The organism is Pseudomonas sp. VA159-2 (assembly GCF_024126635.1).
Classification (GTDB): Bacteria; Pseudomonadota; Gammaproteobacteria; order Pseudomonadales; family Pseudomonadaceae; genus Aquipseudomonas; species Aquipseudomonas muyukensis.
In genome coordinates this window covers 109234-129165 of record NZ_JAMYBV010000007.1, presented here as the reverse complement: position 1 = coordinate 129165, position 19932 = coordinate 109234, and the positions used below count along the sequence as shown (strand labels likewise).

General features: G+C 68.1%; 15 protein-coding genes and 3 pseudogenes. 10 read left to right on the top strand and 8 right to left on the bottom strand.

Annotated elements, in window-relative coordinates; all coding sequences use genetic code 11:
• Window positions 1–62: 62 nt before the first annotated feature.
• Entirely contained in the window at window positions 63–674 is a 612-nt protein-coding gene (locus NJG22_RS09245; protein ID WP_253093932.1) for a LysE family transporter, read from the top strand.
• A gap of 38 nt (window positions 675–712) precedes the next feature.
• Here NJG22_RS09245 and NJG22_RS09240 read toward each other — a convergent pair whose 3' ends face one another.
• Window positions 713–1918, bottom strand: coding sequence for an MFS transporter (locus tag NJG22_RS09240; RefSeq protein WP_253093930.1), 1206 nt, complete (start codon window positions 1916–1918; stop codon window positions 713–715).
• A gap of 106 nt (window positions 1919–2024) precedes the next feature.
• Complete coding sequence (locus NJG22_RS09235) at window positions 2025–2924, bottom strand: LysR family transcriptional regulator (protein WP_253093923.1); 900 nt, start codon at window positions 2922–2924, stop codon at window positions 2025–2027.
• A 72-nt stretch (window positions 2925–2996) separates the two neighbouring features.
• Between NJG22_RS09235 and NJG22_RS09230 the strand changes: the two genes are divergently transcribed.
• A complete protein-coding gene (locus NJG22_RS09230; RefSeq protein WP_253093921.1) occupies window positions 2997–3326 on the top strand; it encodes a cupin in 330 nt (109 codons plus the stop codon).
• On the opposite strand, the gene NJG22_RS09225 is transcribed toward NJG22_RS09230, so the two are convergent.
• Window positions 3314–4684 carry an MATE family efflux transporter gene (locus NJG22_RS09225; protein WP_253093919.1) on the bottom strand — a complete coding sequence of 457 codons (1371 nt, stop codon included), beginning with the start codon at window positions 4682–4684 and terminating at the stop codon, window positions 3314–3316. The genes NJG22_RS09230 and NJG22_RS09225 overlap by 13 nt on opposite strands.
• A gap of 103 nt (window positions 4685–4787) precedes the next feature.
• Between NJG22_RS09225 and NJG22_RS09220 the strand changes: the two genes are divergently transcribed.
• The 3 genes from NJG22_RS09220 to NJG22_RS09210 all read left to right on the top strand — a co-directional run bounded on the left by NJG22_RS09220 (window position 4788) and on the right by NJG22_RS09210 (window position 9442).
• Window positions 4788–5381 carry a TetR/AcrR family transcriptional regulator gene (locus tag NJG22_RS09220; RefSeq protein ID WP_253093917.1) on the top strand — a complete coding sequence of 198 codons (594 nt, stop codon included), beginning with the start codon at window positions 4788–4790 and terminating at the stop codon, window positions 5379–5381.
• Window positions 5382–5678: 297 nt separating this feature from the next.
• Complete coding sequence (locus tag NJG22_RS09215; RefSeq protein WP_253093915.1) at window positions 5679–8084, top strand: glucose/quinate/shikimate family membrane-bound PQQ-dependent dehydrogenase; 2406 nt, start codon at window positions 5679–5681, stop codon at window positions 8082–8084.
• Between the two features lie 107 nt (window positions 8085–8191).
• A complete protein-coding gene (locus NJG22_RS09210) occupies window positions 8192–9442 on the top strand; it encodes a carbohydrate porin (RefSeq protein WP_253093913.1) in 1251 nt (416 codons plus the stop codon).
• A gap of 12 nt (window positions 9443–9454) precedes the next feature.
• Here the strand turns inward: NJG22_RS09210 and NJG22_RS09205 are convergent.
• A pseudogene (locus NJG22_RS09205) lies at window positions 9455–9658 on the bottom strand (M20/M25/M40 family metallo-hydrolase); the annotation flags it as partial.
• Here NJG22_RS09205 and NJG22_RS24560 point away from each other — a divergent pair.
• A complete protein-coding gene (locus tag NJG22_RS24560) occupies window positions 9630–9761 on the top strand; it encodes a hypothetical protein (RefSeq protein WP_290444624.1) in 132 nt (43 codons plus the stop codon). The pseudogene NJG22_RS09205 and the gene NJG22_RS24560 sit on opposite strands and share 29 nt — an antisense overlap.
• Window positions 9761–9892, top strand: a pseudogene (locus NJG22_RS09200) (RidA family protein); the annotation flags it as partial. The gene NJG22_RS24560 and the pseudogene NJG22_RS09200, both read left to right, overlap by 1 nt.
• Window positions 9893–9967: 75 nt before the next feature.
• Here NJG22_RS09200 and NJG22_RS09195 read toward each other — a convergent pair.
• From NJG22_RS09195 to NJG22_RS09180, 4 genes are all read right to left on the bottom strand, one after another.
• Entirely contained in the window at window positions 9968–10855 is an 888-nt protein-coding gene (locus tag NJG22_RS09195; protein WP_253093911.1) for a pirin family protein, read from the bottom strand.
• A 299-nt stretch (window positions 10856–11154) separates the two neighbouring features.
• Window positions 11155–12792, bottom strand: a complete 1638-nt coding sequence (gene pgm / locus NJG22_RS09190; RefSeq protein ID WP_253093910.1) for a phosphoglucomutase (alpha-D-glucose-1,6-bisphosphate-dependent) — start codon at window positions 12790–12792, stop codon at window positions 11155–11157.
• An 81-nt stretch (window positions 12793–12873) separates the two neighbouring features.
• On the bottom strand, window positions 12874–15129 hold the full coding sequence (locus NJG22_RS09185; protein ID WP_253093908.1) for an ATP-dependent DNA helicase: 2256 nt from the start codon (window positions 15127–15129) through the stop codon (window positions 12874–12876).
• Window positions 15126–16775, bottom strand: coding sequence for a VRR-NUC domain-containing protein (locus NJG22_RS09180; RefSeq protein WP_253093905.1), 1650 nt, complete (start codon window positions 16773–16775; stop codon window positions 15126–15128). Before NJG22_RS09180 ends, NJG22_RS09185 begins: the two co-directional genes overlap by 4 nt.
• Before the next feature lie 313 nt (window positions 16776–17088).
• Here NJG22_RS09180 and NJG22_RS09175 point away from each other — a divergent pair, with 313 nt between their 5' ends.
• From NJG22_RS09175 to NJG22_RS09165, 3 genes and pseudogenes are all read left to right on the top strand, one after another.
• The gene (locus NJG22_RS09175; protein WP_253093904.1) at window positions 17089–17478 is read left to right on the top strand and encodes a DUF2946 family protein; all 390 of its coding nucleotides are present in this window, start codon (window positions 17089–17091) and stop codon (window positions 17476–17478) included.
• 71 nt (window positions 17479–17549) lie between these two features.
• Entirely contained in the window at window positions 17550–19703 is a 2154-nt protein-coding gene (locus NJG22_RS09170; RefSeq protein WP_253093902.1) for a TonB-dependent receptor, read from the top strand.
• Window positions 19704–19859 (top strand): annotated as a pseudogene (locus NJG22_RS09165) (PepSY domain-containing protein); the annotation flags it as partial. It lies immediately after the preceding gene.
• Between the last annotated feature and the right edge of the window lie 73 nt (window positions 19860–19932).

Below are 19932 nucleotides of genomic sequence, written 5' to 3'. Positions count from 1 at the left end.
TACCCGTCCATTGCAACACTGTGCCCTACACTGGCGCCCTGAATTGGTTAAAGGCACCTAGCATGGCACTCCACACCTGGCTCATCTACCTGCTGGCCAGCATTGGCCTGTCGCTGACCCCCGGCCCCAACAGCCTGCTGGCCCTGACCCACGGCGCGCTATACGGTGCCCGGCGAACGCTGTTCACCATTGTTGGCGGGGTGTTCGGTTTCAGCGCCCTGATCGCCCTGACCCTGTTCGGCCTGAGCGCCCTGCTGCAAGCCTCGGCCTCGCTGCTGAGCGTGCTCAAGTGGCTGGGCGGGGCCTATCTGCTGTGGCTGGGCATCCAGTTGTGGCGCAGCCCGGCGCTGCACCTGGAGCAGCCCCAGGGCAGCGCCCGGCTGAGCAATGCCGGGCTGTTCCGCCAGGGCTGCCTGTCGGCCATGGCCAACCCCAAGGTGCTGTTGTTCTACGGCGCCTTCCTGCCTCAGTTCATAGACCCGCAGCGTGGCTTGCTGCTGCAGTTCGTGGTGATGGCGGCGACCTTCGCCAGCGTCGAGTGCCTGGTCGAATACCTGCTGGCGCGCCTGGCGTTTCGCATTCGCCCGTGGCTGGCCAAGGGTGGCCGGGGCTTCAACCGTTGTTGCGGGGGATTGTTCGCGGTAATCGGCGTGGCCTTGCCACTGGGGCGTTAGCCAAACGTGACCGGCCCGCTCGCGCAGGGCCCGGTCGCTCAACGGCCTCGCCCATCCGCGACCAGCAGGAACACCGCCAGCGCCACGGCCGGCAGCCCCGCCCCCAGCAGCGCCACGCCGCCCCAGCCGAACTGCGCGTACACCCCGCTGGCCAGCGCCGAGCCCACGGCCCCGCCGAGGAAGATGCTGGTCATGTACAGCGCATTGAGCCGCCCGCGGCTGGCCGGGTCCAAGGCATAGACCTCGCGCTGGCCGATCACCATGTTCATCTGCACCGCGAAATCCAGCAGCACCCCGGTCACCCCCAGGCCAATCACGCTCATGCCCGGCGCGCTGACACCGAGCACCAGCGCCAGCGGCGCCAAGCCCATCGCCAGCAACGACGCCCGCCGCCCATGCCCGGCATCGGCCAGGCGCCCGGCCAGCGGCGCCGCCACCGCGCCCACCGCCCCGACCAGGGCGAACAGGGCAATCTGGCTCTGGCTCAGGCCATGTTCCTGCGCCAGCGCCAAGGGCACTGCGGTCCAGTACAGGCTGAAGGCGGCGAACATCAGCGCCTGGTACAACGCCCGCTGGCGCAGCAGCGGATAGCGGCGCAGCAGCACCAGCAGCGAGCGCATCAGCCCGGCATAGCTGGCCTTGTGCTCAGGCACACGGCGCGGCAGGGTCAGCGCCAGCAACAGGATGATCGCCAGCATCACCCCGGCGGCGCCGATGAACACCACGCGCCAGCCGAAGTGATCGGCCACCAGGCTCGACAGCGGACGCGCCAGCAGGATACCCAGCAGCAAACCGCCCATGATGTTGCCCACCACCCGCCCGCGCTGCTGCTCGGGGGCCAGGTGCGCCGCCAGGGGAATCAGCATCTGCACCGACACCGAGCTGAAACCGATCAACCCGGCATAGGCCAGGAACGCGGCCCCCTGGCCGTGGCCACGGGTGCCGGCCAACAAGAGACTGAGGGTGGCCAGTAGCGCGGTGGCGACCATCAACCGGCGGTTTTCCAGCAAGTCGGCCAACGGCACCAGCAGCAACAGGCCCAGGGCATAACCCAGCTGGGTCAGGGACACGATCAGGCTGGCACGCTCGCCGGACAGGCCCAGGTCCGGGGCGATCAGCCCGACGATGGGTTGCGCGTAATAGATATTGGCGACGATGGCGCCGCAGCAGAACGCCAGCAGGGTCACCAGGGCCCGGCTCAGGCCAGGGGCCGCGGGTTGGGCGACAGTCAGGGAAGGATGCATGGGGCAATGCCTCGCGAATGACAGAAAGTGCGCGCATGGTGCCGTGCCCGCCTGCGGACGAGAATCCACCGCCTGCGCAACGGGCTTTTGCGCAGCGCGCAACGGTTCAGCCTGCCAGCAGTGCCTCGCAGAACGCCACGAACGCCATCACCCGCCGCGAACCGCGGTGGTTGGGCAGGTACAAGGCATTGATCCCGGTGCTGGCGATACCGGGGCTGACCTCCCAGTCGGCGAACAGGCGGTGCAGGCGCCCGGCCTCGACATCGCCGCGCACCAGCCAGTCGGCCAGCAGCGCGACGCCGCTGCCGGCAATGGCGGCCTCGCGCAACAGGTCGGCGTTGGCGCTGCGCAGGGGCCCGGCGACATTCAGCTCCAGGGTCTGCTGCCCCTGACGCAGCCGCCAGGGCCGGGCGGCCTGGCCGTAGCGAAAGCGCAGGCAGGCGCAATCGGCCAGTTGTTGCGGCTGCTGCAAGGGCGCCCGTGCCGCCAGGTAAGCCGGGCTGGCCACCAGCCAACGCTGGAACTGCCCCAGCCGGCGGCACACCAGTTCGTCGCTGGGGGCAGGCTCGCCGAGGCGGATGGTCAGGTCGTAGCGGCCATCGAGCAGGTCGTCGAACCGATCGCTGAGGTCGATGTCCAGCTCCAGCCCCGGGTGGCGCGCCAGAAACGCGCCCAGGTGGGGGGCGATCACCCGCCGCCCGAACTCCACCGGCAGGCACAGGCGCAGCACCCCCACCGGCGCCTCGCCACGATCGGCGACGCTGGCATCGGCATCGGCCAGGGCCTCGACGATATCCCGCGCACGCTGGTAGTAACCGGCACCGGCTTCGGTCAGGCTCACCTGGCGGGTCGAGCGATTGAACAGGCTGGCGCCCAGGTCCTGCTCCAGGGCGTCGACCAACCGCGACACCGACGAGGTCGCCACGCCGAGCTTGCGCGCGGCGGCGGAAAACCCCCGGGCCTCGACGGTAGCCATGAACGCCTTGATCGCCAGCAGCTTGTCCATTGCACTTTCCCTGGGGCAAAGCCGGGAACCTTCCTACAATCTTGCCGTGCAATCAACTCCATGGAGGTCTTCATGCCTGGCAACCTGTTCACTGCCCTGCCGCCCCTGGACGCCCAGGCCGAGGAGCAATTGAGCACCTTGCTCGAACGCCCGGGCGTGCGTATCGAGCGCATCGTTTCCACTGGCCAGGCCAGCCCGTCCGGCTTCTGGTATGACCAGGACGAAGGCGAATGGGTGGTCCTGCTCAGCGGCAGCGCCGGGCTGCAGCTGGCGCATGAAAACCAGCCTCGCGTGCTGCGCGCTGGCGATCACCTGGACATCCCCGCCCACTGTCGCCACCGGGTGGCCTGGACCGAACCCGGCGTGGCGACGGTGTGGCTGGAGGTGTTCTATCGCGCCTGAACCGCAGCGCCGCGCGGCGCCGGCCGCTGCAGCTGGTAGAAGCGCCAGGGCAGCAGCAGCGCCGCCACCGTCAGGCCGCTGGCAAAGCCGACCCACACCCCTACCGCGCCCAGCGCCGAATGGAACGCCAGCCAGTAGCTCAGCGGCAGTGCCAGCAACCAGTAGCTGACCAGCGTCACCCCCACCGGCCAGCGGTAATCCTGCAAGCCGCGCAGGGCCCCCAGCGCGGTGGACTGCAAGCCGTCGGCCACTTGCATGGCGGCGACCACCACGAACATCGGCACGGCGATGGCAATCACCTGCGGGTCGTCGCTCATGGCCTCGGCGATGCGCCGGCCAAACAGCGCCAGCAGCACCGTGGCCAGCAGCATCCAGGCCGTGACGCTGATGAAGGTGGCGCTGCCGATGGCGCGGATGCGCGTGGTCTGGCCACGGCCCTGGGCCTGGCTGATGCGGATGCTCACCGCCGCCGCCATGCCCAGCGGCAGCATGTACAGCAGCGCGCCGATCGACTGCACCACCTGGTTGGCCGCCAGGGCCGCGTTGCCCAGCCAGCCGAGCATCCAGGCGGCGATCACCACCGCGCCGGCCTCGGCCAGGTAGCCCAGGCCCAATGGCCAGCCCTCGCCGAGCAAGGTCTTCCAGCCCAGGGGCGGCCCCAGGGGCGCCAGGCGGTAGCGCGCCAGCGAGGGCGCCAGGCGCCAGTAGGCCAGGGCCAAGGCGACCGCCAACGACTCGGCGATCACCCCGGCGATCCCCGCCCCGACCAGGCCCAGGGCCGGCAGGCCGAAATGGCCATGGATCAGGCCATAGCTCAGCGGGATATTGAACAGCACCGCGCTCATCACCAGCAGCACAGCCACCCACGGCCGGCCAATGGCCTCCAGCACGTCCTTGAACACCACCGCCAGGCAATAGGGGATCAGGAACACCGCCATGGCCTGCCAGTACGGCGTCAACAGCGCCACATCAGGCAGCGGCACGCCCAGCCATTGCAGCAGCGGCAAGCTGGCGAGCATCGCCAGGCAGCCGAGGCTGCCGACCAGCAGGCCGTAGCCAAGCCCGCCACGCAAGGTGCGCGCCACATCAGCCGGGTCATCGGCGCCATGGGCATGGCCGACGCGCACGCTCAGGGTCGCGAGCATGCCGTACAAGCCTGCGTGGAAAATCAGCCCGGCGCTGCTGGTCAGGGCGACACAGGCCAGTACCACGGTGCCCAGCGATGCCAGCAGCACGGTGTCGGTCAGGCTGATCAGCTCGGCGGCCGACAAGCCCAGCACCAGGGGCAAGGCCAGGCGCAGCAGGCCGGGCAGTTCGCCCAGCCAGGCCACCGGGGTCGTTGAAACACGGGCAGTCACGGTCACAACCTCCAATTGACATACGCTGCGTATGCTAATGCCATTTATTGACATACGCAACGTATGCTAATTTGCGCTGCATCGCTTTCGCCTTGGAGTTCCCATGCCCGCCCCTCGCCGCAGCCGCGCCGCCATGAGCGCCGACACCACCGAACGGCTGATTGCCGCCGCCCGCCGCCAGTTCGCCGAAAAGGGCTTCGCTGCCGTGGTCATGGACGACCTGTGCGCCGAGGTCGGCCTGACGCGTGGCGCCCTGCACCACCATTTCGGCGGCAAGGCCGGGCTGTTCAGCGCCGTGGTCCAGCACCTGCTGGACGCGATCAACCAGGCCCTGGATGCCCGCTACGACAGCCATACCGACCCGTGGGAGGGCTACATCGACACCTGCCTGCACTACTACGACCTGCTGCACGACCCGGCCTTGCGGCGGATCCTGCTGCAAGACGCCCCGGCTGTGCTCGGCCCGCGGCTGCGCGAGCTGGAGGAAGCCAGCTACATCGGGCCGATGGCCCAGGGCCTGGTGGAGCTGCAGCAGGCCGGGCGGTTGCGGGCGTTCGATGCCGTGGCCATGGCCCATTTGATCAACGGCGCAATGGGCGACAGCGGGATGTGGGTGGTTGCCCAGGACGATCCGCAACAGGCCGCCGAACGGGTGAAAGCAGCGCTGCGCTGTTTGCTGGAAGGCTTGCAACTGTAGGAGCGTGCTGGCGAAGCAGGTGCCGCGGTGGATGGCACCGGCTATGCCGGTGTTCGCCGGCAAGGCCGGCTCCTACGCCGTCTGCGGCCTGCCCGCCCGTAGGAGCCAGCCTTGCTGGCGAACCAGGCGCCGCAGTGGCTGGCACCGGCTGCGCCGGTGTTCGCCGGCCGCGACCTGCCAGCCTTGCGCGCGAAGCAGAAGACACGGGAGCGGATGGAATCTCGAAAATGTACTAACTTGTTAATTAGCTTGCTAAGGGCTTACACTGCCGCGCATTCCACCTGCGAGATCCCCGGCATGAAACACACCCCCCGCGCCCCTGGCGGCTCCACATTCATCCTGGTCGGCCTTGGCGTGGTCATCGCCCTGCTCGGCCTGCTCCTGGCTGCTGGCGGTGTCACGCTGGCCGGCCTGGGCGGCTCCTGGTACTTCCTGGTCGGCGGCCTGGCCATGGCCATCGCCGGCATCCTCATCGCCCGGCGCAAGCCGGCTGGGGCCTGGCTGTACGCCCTGTTCCTGCTCGGCACCCTGGCCTGGGCGCTGGCCGACACGGGCCTGGTGTTCTGGCCGCTGTTCTCGCGCCTGTTCATGTTCACCGCGATCGGCCTGGTGGTCGCGCTGGCCTACCCACAGCTGGTGCGGCGCCAGGCGCGCGCTGCCTATGCCGTGGCCGGCGTGCTGGCCGTGGGGCTGGCCATCGCCGCCGGCAACATGTTCGTCGCCCACCCCAGCGTCGCCGCCAACGGCAAGGGCCCGGGCCTGACCCCGGTAGCGCCGGGCAAGGCGCAGCAGAACTGGGCCCACTACGGCAACAGCGAAGGTGGCAGCCGCTTCGCCGCGCTGGACCAGATCAACCGTGGCAACGTCGACAAGCTCCAGGTGGCCTGGACCTACCACACCGGTGACGTGGCCATCAGCGACGGCAACGGCGCCGAGGACCAGCTGACCCCCTTGCAGGTCGGCGACAAGGTGTTCATCTGCACCCCGCACAACAACCTGATCGCCCTGGACGCCGACAGCGGCCGCGAGCTCTGGAAAAATCCGATCAACGCCCAGTCCAAGGTCTGGCAGCGCTGCCGCGGCATGGCCTACTTCGACGCCAGTGCCCCCCTGGCGCAACCGACCCGGCCGGGCAGCTCGCCAGTCACCGTGGCCCACGTGGCGCCCGGCGCCAACTGCCAGCGACGCCTGCTGACCAACACCATCGACGGCCGCCTGATCGCCGTCGACGCCGACACCGGCGCGTTCTGCCAGGGCTTCGGCCACAACGGCCAGGTCGACCTCAAGGCCGGCCTGGGCAATGTGCCGGACTCGTACTACCAGTTGTCGTCCGCGCCGCTGATGGCCGGCACCACCGTGGTGGTCGGCGGGCGCGTCGCCGACAACGTCCAGACCGACATGCCCGGTGGCGTGATCCGTGGCTTCGACGTGATCAGTGGGGCCATGCGCTGGGCCTTCGACCCGGGCAACCCGCAACAGCGCAACGCCCCGCAGGGCGACGCCACCTATGTACGCAGCACGCCGAACAGCTGGGCGCCGATGTCCTACGACCCGGCGATGAACACCCTGTTCCTGCCGATGGGCTCCTCGTCCACCGATATCTATGGTGTCGAACGCAACGCCCTGGACCACACCTACGGCGCCTCGGTGCTGGCCCTGGACGCCACCACCGGCAACCAGAAATGGGTGTACCAGACCGTGCACAACGACCTCTGGGACTTCGACCTGCCGATGCAGCCGAGCCTGATCGACTTCACCGGCGATGACGGCAAGACCGTGCCTGCCGTGGTGATCGGCACCAAGGCCGGGCAGCTCTACGTGCTCGACCGTGCCACCGGCAAGCCGCTGACCCAGGTCGACGAAGTGCCGGTCAAGCCGAGCAACATTCCCCATGAGCCCTATTCCCCGACCCAGCCGAAATCGGTGGGCATGCCGCAGATCGGCGCGCAGACCCTGACCGAGGCGGACATGTGGGGCGCGACCCCTTACGACCAGCTGCTGTGCCGCATCGACTTCAAGAAGATGCGCTACGACGGCCTGTATACCGCGCCCGGCACCGACCTGTCGCTGAGCTTCCCTGGCTCGCTGGGCGGCATGAACTGGGGCAGCCTGTCCACCGACCCGGTGCACGGTTTCATCTTCGTCAACGACATGCGCCTGGGCCTGTGGATCCAGATGGTGCCGTCGCAGAACCAGGGCGACGCCGCCTCCGGTGGTGAGGCGCTGAATACCGGCATGGGCGCCGTGCCGCTCAAGGGCACGCCGTACGCGGTGAACAAGAACCGCTTCCTGTCGGTGGCCGGCATCCCCTGCCAGGCACCGCCCTACGGCACCCTGACCGCCATCGACATGCACACCCGGCAGATTGCCTGGCAGGTGCCGGTGGGCACCGTCGAGGACACCGGCCCGCTCGGCATCCGCATGCACCTGCCGATCAAGATCGGCCTGCCGACCCTCGGCGGCACCCTGTCGACCCAGGGCGGCCTGGTGTTCATCGCCGGCACCCAGGACTTCTACCTGCGCGCCTACGACAGCAGCAACGGCAATGAGATCTGGAAGGCCCGCCTGCCGGTGGGCAGCCAGGGCGGGCCGATGACCTACGTGTCGCCGAAAACCGGCAAGCAGTACGTGGTGATCAGCGCCGGCGGCGCGCGTCAGTCGAGCGACCGTGGCGATTATGTGATGGCCTACGCCCTGCCGTAAGCATCGCGCTCCCGCACGCGCCAAGCACGCTCCCGCAGGCCTTGCACGAGGCCCTGCAGGAGCGCGCTTGGCGCGCCATGGCCTTCAGCAGTTCCGAGAATTTCGCAATGCGCTTCGTACCTCGCATCACCCCCGCCCTGCTCCTGACCCTGAGCAGCACCACCGCCCTGGCCGACGCCACTACCCTCACCGGCGACTGGGGCGGCCTGCGCCAGCGGCTGCAAGCCGACGGCGTCACCTTCACCGGCGACTACAGCGGCGAGACCGCCTACAACGCCCGCGGCGGCCTGCACCGCTCGGCCCGCTATGCGCAGAACATCAAGCTCGGCGTGCAGTTCGACCTGGCGAAGCTGTACGGCCTGGACGATGCCGGCCAAGTCCAGTTGAGCGTCAACGACCGCCGCGGCAACAGCGCCTCCGAAGACCTGGTCGGCAACCGTCTGCCGATCCAGGAAAACTACGGCGGCCTGTATACCCGCCTGACCGAGCTCAGCTACGCGCGCAACCTCACCCCGGCGCTGAACCTCAAGCTCGGCTACATGGCCATGGGCAACGACCTCGGTGGCCTGGACAGCGGTATCCTGTGCAACTTCATGAACGCCGGGTTCTGCGGCCATCCGCTGAACATGTCCGGCGGCAGCGGCTGGAGCAACTATCCCAACGCCCACCTCGGCGCGCGCCTCAAGTACGACCTGGCGCCGGCCTGGCAGCTACGGCTGGCGGCGTTCAACGTTGACCCCGCGAGCAACGGCAATGCCAGCCGCGCCTGGCACCTGGGGCCCAAGCACACCACCGGCACCGTGCTGCCGCTGGAGCTGGTGTACAAGCGCCAGGGCGCGCTGCCGGGCGAATACAAGCTCGGCTACTACTACGACAGCTCCAACGTGCAGCGCATCGGCAGCGACAAGCACGTCGCCGGCCGCAGCGGCCACTACCTGCTGGTCGACCAGGCGCTGTGGCACGGCCCGGCATCGCCTGGGCGCAGCCTGCATGCCTTTGGCCAGTACTCGGCATCGAGCCAGGCCGCCTCGCCCTTCACCCGCTGGTACGGCGCCGGTGTGGTGCTGTACCGGCCGTTCGCAGTTCGTCCACGCGATACCCTGGCGTTCGGCTACGGGCGCGCGGTACCCAACCCGCGCAGCCGCAATGTGCTGCAAGCGGCGGCGCTCGAGGCCGGGCAAGGCTTGCCCAACCTGGATAGCGCCGAGCAATTGCTCGAGCTCAGCTATGGCTACCAGGCCACGTCCTGGCTGAACCTGCGTCCGGACGTGCAGTACATCGTCGAGCCTGGGGCGTTTGGCGCGCAGGACATCGACAATGCCTTGGTGTTCGGCTTGCAGGTCAAGGCGACGTTCTGACGCCCCGCGACCTCAAGCCTGCCTGAGGTACTCGGCCAAGCGCCGCAGCATCGCGTCACAGCCCTGCAACTGCTCGACACTGACGAACTCATCTGGCTTGTGCCCTTGCGCCATGCTGCCCGGGCCGCAGACCACGGTGGGGATACCGGCCTGGTCGAACAGGCCGCCTTCGGTGCCAAAGGCCACGGTGGCGAAGTCATCCGAGCCACTGAGCAACGCCACCCACCGCACCTACCTGGCCTACCGCGACCGCGAACAGCATGCCGACGCCGAACAGACTTCCTCGACCAGCAACGTCAGCACCTTCGGAGCCCACTGATGCCTACCCATACCCGCATCCGCATGTTCAACACCAAGGCCACCTACCCCAACCAGACCCTGGACAACGACCTGTGCCAGGCCGTCAGGGCCGGCAGCACCCTCTACTTGCGTGGCCAGGTCGGCACCAATATCGCGGTGCTGCCGGCGCAGCTGTAACCCAAAAAAACAATCGCCGGCTTGCCGGCGATTGAAATCTACCTGTGGTCAGTGCCGGGCGCCACGCTCGGCGCCGCCCATCTGGCCGAAGCGTCCGGCCTGGAAGTCGTCGAACGCCTCGGCAATTTCTGCCTGGCTGTTCATCACGAACGGGCCGTAGCCGACGATCGGCTCATCGATCGGCTCGCCGCTGAGCAGCAGCACGCTGACATCCTCCAGCGCCTCGATGCGCAAGTCCTCGCCGTCACGCTCCAACAGCACCAGGCTGGCCGGGCCGGCTTCGCGCTGGTCATTGACCCGCAGGTTGCCGCGCAATACCACCAACGCGGCAGTGCGGCCGGCGGCAACGGGCAGTTGCAGCGAGGCACCCGCCTTCAGCCGCAGGTCCCACACGTCCATGTCGGTGAAGGTCCGGGCCGGGCCCTGGTGATCCAGGTAGCGCCCGGCGATCACCCGCAGGCTGCCCGCCCCGCCTTCCAGGTTCACCAGCGCTATGTCTTTGGCCAGCAGGGTCTGGTAGCCGGCGGCGGCGTGTTTGTCCTTGGCTGGCAGGTTGACCCACAGCTGGACCATTTCCAGCGTGCCGCCACGCTTGGCGAAGGCCGGCGAATGGAACTCCTCGTGGAGGATGCCGCCGGCGGCGGTCATCCATTGCACGTCGCCCGGGCCGATCAGCCCGCCGGCGCCGGTGGAGTCGCGGTGTTCCAGCTCGCCCTGGTAGACGATGGTCACGGTCTCGAAGCCGCGGTGCGGGTGCTGGCCGACGCCACGACGGGCGCTGGTGGGCGTAAAATCGTGGGGGCCGGCATAGTCCAGCAGCAGGAACGGGCTGATATGGCGGGCCAGGTTGTCGTAGGTGAACAGGCTGCGTACCGGGAAACCGTCACCCACCCAATGGGCGTGGGGGCTGCGGTAAATACCTTGGATCTTTTTCATGAGAAGCCTCCTCTCGTGGATGGCTGTCACCTTACCGGTGAGGCTAATCATGCGGTAGACAGCTAAAATGGCATGGATCGTTCCAAAAATGGAACAACCTACTCGGCAGCGACTTGCGCTGAACATCGGCGTCGCCTGGTTCGCCAGCAAGGCTGGCTCCTACGCAGAGAGCAGCCTACTGCGCCCTGTAGGAGCCAGCCTTGCTGGCGAACCAGGCGACGCGGTACATGGGTTCGCCACTAGCAGCCAACGCCTGCGCAGAGCAGCCTACAGGCCGGTAAACCGCTGGCAGAGGCCGGTCAGGCGATCGCCGCATCCACCAGCACCTGGGCTTCGGCCACCAGGCGCTTGAGGTGCGCCTCGTCGATGAAGCTCTCGGCGTAGATCTTGTAGATGTCCTCGGTCCCCGACGGCCGCGCGGCGAACCAGCCGTTGGCGGTCATCACCTTCAACCCGCCGATGGCCTGGTGGTTGCCCGGCGCGTGGCTGAGGATCTGCTCGATCGGCTCACCGGCAAGCTCGGTGGACTTGACCTGCTCCGGCGCCAGCTTGCTCAGCAACGCCTTCTGCCGTGCATCGGCCTTGGCCTCGACGCGGGTGGCGTAGGGCTTGCCCAGCTCGGCGGTGAGCTCGGCATAACGCTGGCTCGGCGTGCGTCCGGTGCGGGCGGTCATCTCGGCCGCCAGCAACGCCGGGATCAGGCCGTCCTTGTCGGTGGCCCAGACGCTGCCGTCGCGGCGCAGGAACGAGGCGCCGGCGCTCTCTTCGCCGCCAAAGCCCAGCGAACCGTCGAACAGGCCCTGGGCGAAGAACTTGAAGCCCACCGGCACTTCGTACAGCTCACGGCCCAGCGCCGCGGTAACACGGTCGATCAGGCCGCTGGAGACCACGGTCTTGCCCACCGCCGCATCGCTGCGCCATTGCGGACGGTGGCGGTACAGGTAGTCGATGGCCACGGCCAGGTAGTTGTTCGGCTGCAGCAGGCCATCGGCGGTGACGATGCCGTGCCGGTCGTGGTCGGGGTCGCAGGCGAAGGCGACGTCGAAACGCTCGCGCAGGCCGATCAGGCCCTGCATGGCGTACGGCGAGGATGGGTCCATGCGGATCTGCCCGTCCCAGTCGACGGTCATGAAGCGGAACGTCGGGTCGACCGCGGTGTTCACCACTTCCAGGTTCAGCTGGTAGCGCTCGGCGATGGCCGACCAGTAGCGCACCCCGGCGCCGCCCAGCGGGTCGACACCCAGGCGCAGGTTGGCGCCGCGGATCACCTCGAAGTCGATGACGTTTTCCAGGTCGGCGACATAGCTGCTGACGTAGTCATGGCGCTGGGTGGTCGCCGCGCCAAGGGCTTGCTGGTAATCCATGCGCTTGACCCCGGCCAGGCCGGCGGCCAGCAGTTCGTTGGCCTTGGCCTCGACCCACTTGGTCACGTCGCTGTCGGCAGGGCCGCCATTGGGCGGGTTGTACTTGAAACCACCGCTTTGCGGCGGGTTGTGCGACGGGGTGATGACGATACCGTCGGCCAGGCCCTGCTGGCGGCCACGGTTGTAGCAGAGGATGGCGTGGGACACCGCCGGGGTCGGGGTGTATTCGTCATCCTTGCTGAGCATCACCTGCACGCCGTTGGCGGCCAGCACCTCGAGGGCGCTGGCGGCGGCCGGCGCCGACAGCGCGTGGGTGTCGGCACCGATGAACAGGGGGCCGTCGATGCCCTGCTCCTGGCGATACAGGCAGATGGCCTGGGTGATCGCCAGCACGTGGTATTCGTTGAAGCTCAGCTCCAGCGAGGTGCCGCGGTGGCCCGAGGTGCCGAAGGCCACGCGCTGGGCCGCTACCGCGGCGTCGGGGCGGCCGGTGTAGTAAGCGGTCAACAGGCGGGGGATATCGACCAGCACGCTGGCCGGAGCCAGTTTGCCTGCCAAAGGACTGAGCGTCATGCAAGAACCTCTAGATTCAACGGATGTTGGGGTTGGAACGCGCAGTGTACTGGGAGTTTCAGCGCCAGGCGATGGGCAGGTTCAGGCGCAGTGCCACCAGCTGGGGAACATCTGCCGCACCCGCGGCTCGGCGAAGCGCTCGTCGATCAGCAGCAGCACGCCACGGTCCTGATCGCCACGGATGACCCGGCCCGCCGCCTGGATCACCTTGCGCACCCCGGGGTACAGGTAGGCGTAGTCGAAGCCCGCGCCAAACTGCCGGCCCAGGCGCTGCTTGAACTGCTCGTTGACCGGGTTGACCTGGGGCAGCCCCAGGGTGGCGACGAAGGCGCCGATCAGGCGCGTGCCCGGCAGGTCCACCCCTTCGCCGAACGCACCACCAAGCACGGCGAAGCCAACGCCCTGCCCGTCCTCGACGAAACGCGCCAGGAACGCCTCGCGACTGGCTTCATCCATGCCCGGTGCCTGGCGCCACTGGGGGATGCCGGGGTGGGTCGCGGCCAGCAACCCGGCCACCTGTTCCAGGTATTCGAAACTGCTGAAGAACGCCAGGTAGTTGCCCGGCTGACGGCGGTACTGGGCGGCGATCAACGCGACGATCGGCGCCAGCGAGGCCTGGCGCTGCTGGTATCGGGTCGACACCTCGCTGACGATGCGTACCTGAAGCTGCTCGCCGCGAAACGGCGCGGCGACTTCCAGCCAGGCCGTGTCGGCCGGCATGCCCAGCAGGTCGCGGTAATAGTGCTGCGGATTGAGGGTGGCGGAGAACAAGGTGACACTGCGCGCCGCGCTCATCCGCGGCGCCAGCAGCCGCGCCGGCACCACGTTGCGCAGGCACAACGTGGCCAGGCGCCGGCCACGCGGCCCGCTACGCTGGGTGATGTCGAACAGGAAGTGCGGGTCGAACAGTTCGGCGACCCGGCTGAACTGCAACGCCTGGTAGAAGAACTCCAGCACAGCGGGCTCGACGTCGCTCGGGGCCTGGTTCATGCGCTCCTGGATCAGCCCGATGCACTGTTGCAATGCCCCAAGGAAGGCGTCGGGCAATTGCTCGACCGCCTGGTACGGCGCCACCTGCGCCTTGTACAACGCGTTCCACTGCCGATTCAGGCGGTCCAGGGCGCTGCCCAACCCGGCCGGCTTGCTCTGGCGCAGGGCCAGCAACCGGCCCTGGTCGAGGCTGGCGCTGTACATCTGCCGACCGCGCTCCACCAGGTTGTGCGCTTCGTCCACCAGCACCGCGGTGCGCCACTGGTTGACCTGGGCCAGGCCGAACAACAAGGCGTGGGCATCGAAATAATAGTTGTAGTCGGCCACCAGCAGGTCGACCCAGCGCGCCATCTCCTGGCCCAGGTAATACGGGCAGACCTGATGCGCCAGGGCCACCTCGCGCAGCGTCGAACGGTCGAGCAAAGGCACCTGCGCCGCCGCCGCGCGGGCGGCCGGCAAGCGGTCGTAGAAACCCCGCGCCAATGGGCATGACTCGCCATGGCAGGCCTTGTCCGGAAATTCGCAGGCCTTGTCGCGGGCGATCAGTTCGAGGCTGCGCAGCGCCGGTTGCGCGCAGGCCTGGGTGATTTGCCGCAAGGCATCCAGCGCCAGGGCGCGGCCGGGCGTCTTGGCGGTCAGGAAGTACAGCTTGTCCAGTTGCTGCGGTACCACCGCCTTGAGCAGCGGAAACAACGTGCCGAGGGTCTTGCCGATGCCGGTGCTGGCCTGGGCCATCAGGCAACGGCCAGTGCTCACCGCCTTGTACAGCGTCTCGGCCAACTGCCGCTGGCCCTGGCGGAACGCAGGATAGGGAAAGCGCAGCGCCTGTAGCCCCAGGTCGCGCTCGGCCAGGCGCTGGGCCTGCGCTTGCGCCCAGGCCAGAAAGCACTGGCACTGGCTTTCGAAGAACTGGCGCAGTTCGTCGGCGCCATGGCGTTCGCTGATGAGGGTCTGGCGATCGCTGTCCACCTCCAGGTACACCAGGGCCAGCTCGATGTCCGCCAGTTGCCGCGCCTGGCACAGCAGCCAACCGTAGACCTTGGCCTGGGCCCAGTGCAACTGGCGATGGTTGGCCGGCTGGCGAGCCAGGTCGCCGCGGTGGGTCTTGATCTCTTCCAGGCGGTTGCGCGCCGGGTCGTAGCCATCGGCCCGGCCACGGACGCGCAGGCCCTGGTACTCGCCCTCGAGCGTCACCTCGGCTTCATACCCGGCCCCGCGCCGGGCCACCACCCGGCGATGCCCGGCCATGCCTTCCTCGGCGGTGGGCGACGGGGTGAACCGCAGGTCCAGGTCGCCAACCTTGGCGCTGAACTCGCACAGGGCCCGCACGGCAACGGTATAGCTCATGCCGGCGGCGCCCAGCGGACATGGCACACCGCAACCGGCAGGCCGTGTTCATGGCAGAACTCGAGCCAGCGCAGCTGGTTGTCCTGCAGGCGGTCCCCCGGGCCCTTGACCTCGACCATGCGGTAGCGCCCCGCCTGTGGCCAGAACTGGATCAGGTCTGGCATGCCGGCGCGGTTGGCGCGGATATCCTGCAACAGGCGCACGAAGCAGGCCTTCAGGTGCGCTGCCGGCACATGGGCCAGGGCCTGTTCGAGCAACGCCGCATCGAGCATCTGCCAGAACACGAACGGCGACTGCAGGCCCTGCTTGGCCGCGTAGCAGTCGCGAATGGCCGCGCGGTAGCTGCCATCGTCCAGGCGGCCCAGGCAGCGCTCGAACAAGGCCGCCCGGCGCTGCCGGAAATCGGCGTCATGCAGGTCCTGGGGGCCGGCCTGGAAGGGGTGGAAAAACGCCCCCGGCACCGGGGCGAAGATCGCCTCCCAGCACAACAGGCCGAACAGGCTGTTGAACAGCGTGTTCTCGACATAATGGGCGACAGCGCCGGCCTGTTGCAGGTGCACCCGCACGGCTTCCTCCACGCCCAGCTCGGCGAGTTCCGCCGGCAACACCAGTTCGATCGGCGCGACCGCGGCCTGGCGCCGGCGCGGCTGCGGCGGCCCGCCCAGCTTGCGCTGCAGGCGTGGCAACAGGCGCGCCAAGGCCTGTTGTTCCAGGGCATTGGCCGGTGCCGAAGCCATGCGCGTGGCCAACGCGTGGGCTTGTGGCCACTGCTCGCGGCGCTCGTGCACCCGCACCTGGCGGATGCGCGCCTCCGGGTGGGCGCAATCGGCGTAGACCTGCAGCGCCAGGTCCCAATCGCCCAGGCGTTCGCACTGCTGGCCGAGGCTGAACAACAGGCGCGCCCGCCGCCGGGCCAGCCAAGGGTTGCCACTGTCGAACCCAGGCAACGCCGCCAGCACCTCGGCCGGCGCCACGCCCTGCTGCAGCTGCTCGGCGCACTGGTGCAGGGCCATGGCCAGGTCGACCTCCGCACGCTGGCGCAGTGCCCGGGAATCGTCGCTGAACGGCACCTGTTCGTAACGGAATACGCCCAGGTCGGTGAGCACGAAGTCCGACCAGTCCTGGTACAGGTTGCCGAAGAACAGCAGGCGCATGCGGTCGCACAAGGGTTGCAGACGCCAGTGCAGCAGGTCTGGCGCAAAGCCTGGGTACCATTCGGCCAGGGGCCTGGCGGGCAGCTCCAGCGCCTGCAATTGCGCCAGCAGCTCGGCCTTGCCCGCCCGTGGCCGCGCCAACTGCCCGGCAAAGCACAGTGCCAACTCGTCCTTGCGCAGCAGCGGCCACAACTGCTCGAGCGTCATGGGCGCGTCGGCCTCGACCCAGCCCAACGCCAGCAGGGGCGCCAGCGCGGCCTGGGTGTCGCCGATTTCGCTGTAGTCGAGCTTGTCGCTGCGAAACCACTGGCCCTTGCGCATGACCATGCGCACCAGCAGGGCCTGGGCGGCAGTCGGCAAGCCGGCGAAAGCCTGGATGAAGGCGAGCTCGTCGTGGTTCAGCAGGTCGGCATAGCGCTGCTCGACCCAGCTCAGGACCTGGCGGAAGTTGTGCAGGTAGTACAAGGGGTCGTCGACGGAATGGGCGATCACGGGGCTGGAAGCAGGGCTGGGAATGAATGCTGGTTATACATACAGCCTTGCAGCGATACAAGTGCCGGCGGGCACTCGGTCCGATGGGCGGTATTCACGGTTTGTGGGTCGCGGGGGGCTGCAGGTGTCCATCGCAATTGGTGTGGCGCCTATCCGATCGAGCGCCGCCCGCGCGTCCTGCTTGGCGAACCGTCCCTGCCCCGCTAAAGACACTCATACGAATTGCCATGGCCATGCAAATGCGCTTTTCAGGCACTGCAAAACCTGTAAACTCCGCCCTCGAGTTCGCCTGACCACTGCCCGAGCCTTACCCATGACGCTGGCCCGCCACACACGCTCGCAAGTCGCCTGGGTGCTGTATTTCAGCATCCTGTTCGGCGCGTTGCTGTGCGCCATGGGCCATGGCCAGATGGCCGGCTTGCGTCTTGCCGGGCTGGATGACGCCGCCTGGTGCGCGGCCGACAGCAGCGGCGTGTTCAAAGGCGACCAGGACCTCAGCGACCCGGTGCTGCCGGCCAGCGGCGACTGCGTGATCGCCAGCCTGTTCAACGCCACGCTGCTGGCCGTGTTCTTCGGCCTGCTGGCCTTGCTCAACCTCGAGCCGAGCCAGCCCTTACCCAGACAACCCGCGCCACGCCTGCCCAAGCAGCGCTGGCCACTGGTCAATCCCCGCGCCTCCCCCGCCGCGCTTCTCGCGTTCTGACATCGCCACGCCCGAGTGCCGCCTGATCGGCAGCGGGCGTGCGCTCATCGATTTCAGCCAGGAAGCCTTGCATGTTTCGCATGACCACTTTGGCGCTGCTCGTTGGCAGCGCAACCTGCGCCTGGGCGCAAAACGACACCTTGACCCTGCCCGCCAGCAACGTCACCGCCTCCACCGACCAGAACCAGGAGGCTACCCGCCTCGACCTCGACCGGCCCATCGAAAGCGGCTCGCGACTGAACCTCAGCGCCCGCGAGAACCCCGCCTCGGTCAGCGTCGCCGACCGCCAGACCCTGGCGCGCATCGGCGCGCGCAACTTCCAGGACGCCGCCAACGCCTTGCCCGGGGTCAACGCCTCGGCGCCACCTGGCTGGGGCGGCTATGTGGCGTACCGCGGCTTCAATGGCGCCCAGATCAGCCAGCTGTTCAACGGCATCAACCTGCAGTCCGGGGCCGCCGGGCGCCCAGTCGGGGCATGGATCTACGACCGCGTCGAACTGCTCGGCGGACCGTCGTCGTTCCTCAACGGCAGCGGCGCGGTCGGCGGCAGCCTGAACATGATCACCAAGCTGGCCAACCGCGACGAGGACACCTTCGAAGGCCGTGTCAGTTATGCTCGCTACGACACGATGGAAACCTCGGTCGGCGTCAACAAGGCGCTCAACCGCGGCGACGGCCCCCGCCACTACGCGCGGCTGGACTACAGCCGCACCCACACCAATGGCTATATCGACCGCCAGGAGAACGGCGCCGGCAACCTGGCCTTCTCGCTGCTCAGCGACATCAACGACCAGCTCTCGCATACCCTGGCCATCGAGTACCTCGAAGAGCAAGAGGACAGCCCATACTGGGGCGCGCCGGTGCTGCAACCGGCGGTCGGCACCCTGCACATCGACAAGCACAATCGCTTCGACAACTACAACGTCGAGGACGGCCGCTACGAGCAGCGCACCCGCTGGCTGCGCTCGATCACCGACTATCGCATCGACGACAGCAACCAGCTACGCAACACCTTCTACCACTACAACGGCCAGCGCGATTACCGCAACCTCGAGGTGTACCGCTACGACGCCGGTAACACCAGCATCGCCCGCTCCGGCGGCTATCGCCAGCGCCACGACCAAGCGCTCAACGGCAACCGCGTCGAGCTGACCCACCAGGGCCAGCTGTTCGGCCTGGCCAGCGACTGGGCGTTCGGCGTCGACTACAACCGCAACCAGCAGACCCTCTACCCGCTGTCCAAAGGCGCCTTCGACCGCATCGACCCGAACGGCTTCCAGCCCGGCCACTTCCTCGACATCCCCGGCATGGACGCGCCGCGCGTCAAAGGCCGCAGCACCACCACCGACACCAGCGCAGGCTTCGTCGAGAACCGCACGCGCCTGACCGACCAGCTGTCGCTGGTCTCGGCGCTGCGCTACGACCATATCGACTTCGAGGTGGTCGACCACGTTAACCGGGCCAAGCTGGCGCGGCGCTGGGACGCTTTCACCGGCCGCCTGGGCCTGGTCTACGACCTGACCTCCAACGTCAGCCTGTACACCCAATACAGCACCTCGGCCGAGCCACCGGGAGGCTCGCTGACCGGCGCCTCGCTCGGCCAGGTCGGCGATTTCGACCTGAGCAGCGGGCGCCAGGTGGAAGTAGGCAGCAAGTTCGACTTCCTCGACGGACGCGGCTCGGCCACGGCGGCGGCGTATCGCATCGTGCGCAAGAACATCTCGGTGCCCTCCTCGACCGTGCCCAACGCCACCGAGCAGGCAGGCCAGCAAACCTCTACCGGCATCGAGCTGGCGGCCTCGTTCAAGGTCACGCCCAAGCTGCTGGCGGCGGGCAACTTCAGCTGGGTCGACGCCGAATACGACGAATTCAACGAGACCATCGGCGCCGTGGTGCACTCGCGCAAGGGCAAGCACCCGGTGAACATCCCCGAGCGCGTCGCCAACCTGTGGCTGACCTACGATCTGGCGCCGGGCTGGCAGGTCGGCGCCGACGCCCGCTATGTGTCGTCGGTGTACGCCAACACCGCCAACAGCGCCTGGGTGCCGTCGTATACCGTCTACGGGCTGTCGATGACCCACGACCTGGACCAGCACGTGCAGCTCAGCGCACGGCTGCGCAACCTCACCGACGAGGTCTACGCCCGCTTCATCCACCAGACCAACACCCAGTACTACCTGGGTGAGCCGCGCAGCCTGGAAGTCGCTGTGCAGTGGCGCTACTGAATAGGCCTCAAGCGCCAGCCATACCTATGGCAGCGCTGGCTGGGCAGCGTCGCCTGCCTGTGCATGGCGCTGTGGTTCGCTTCTGGGGTGGTCATGCTGTGTGTCGGCTACCCCAAGCTGACCCAGGCCGCGCGCCGGGCTCACCTGCCGGCACTGCCGGCGGCGTTTGCGGCACAGCCATTGGCCGGGCGAGTAGCGCGAAACCGACTGCTGCGCAGTAAGCAGCTTG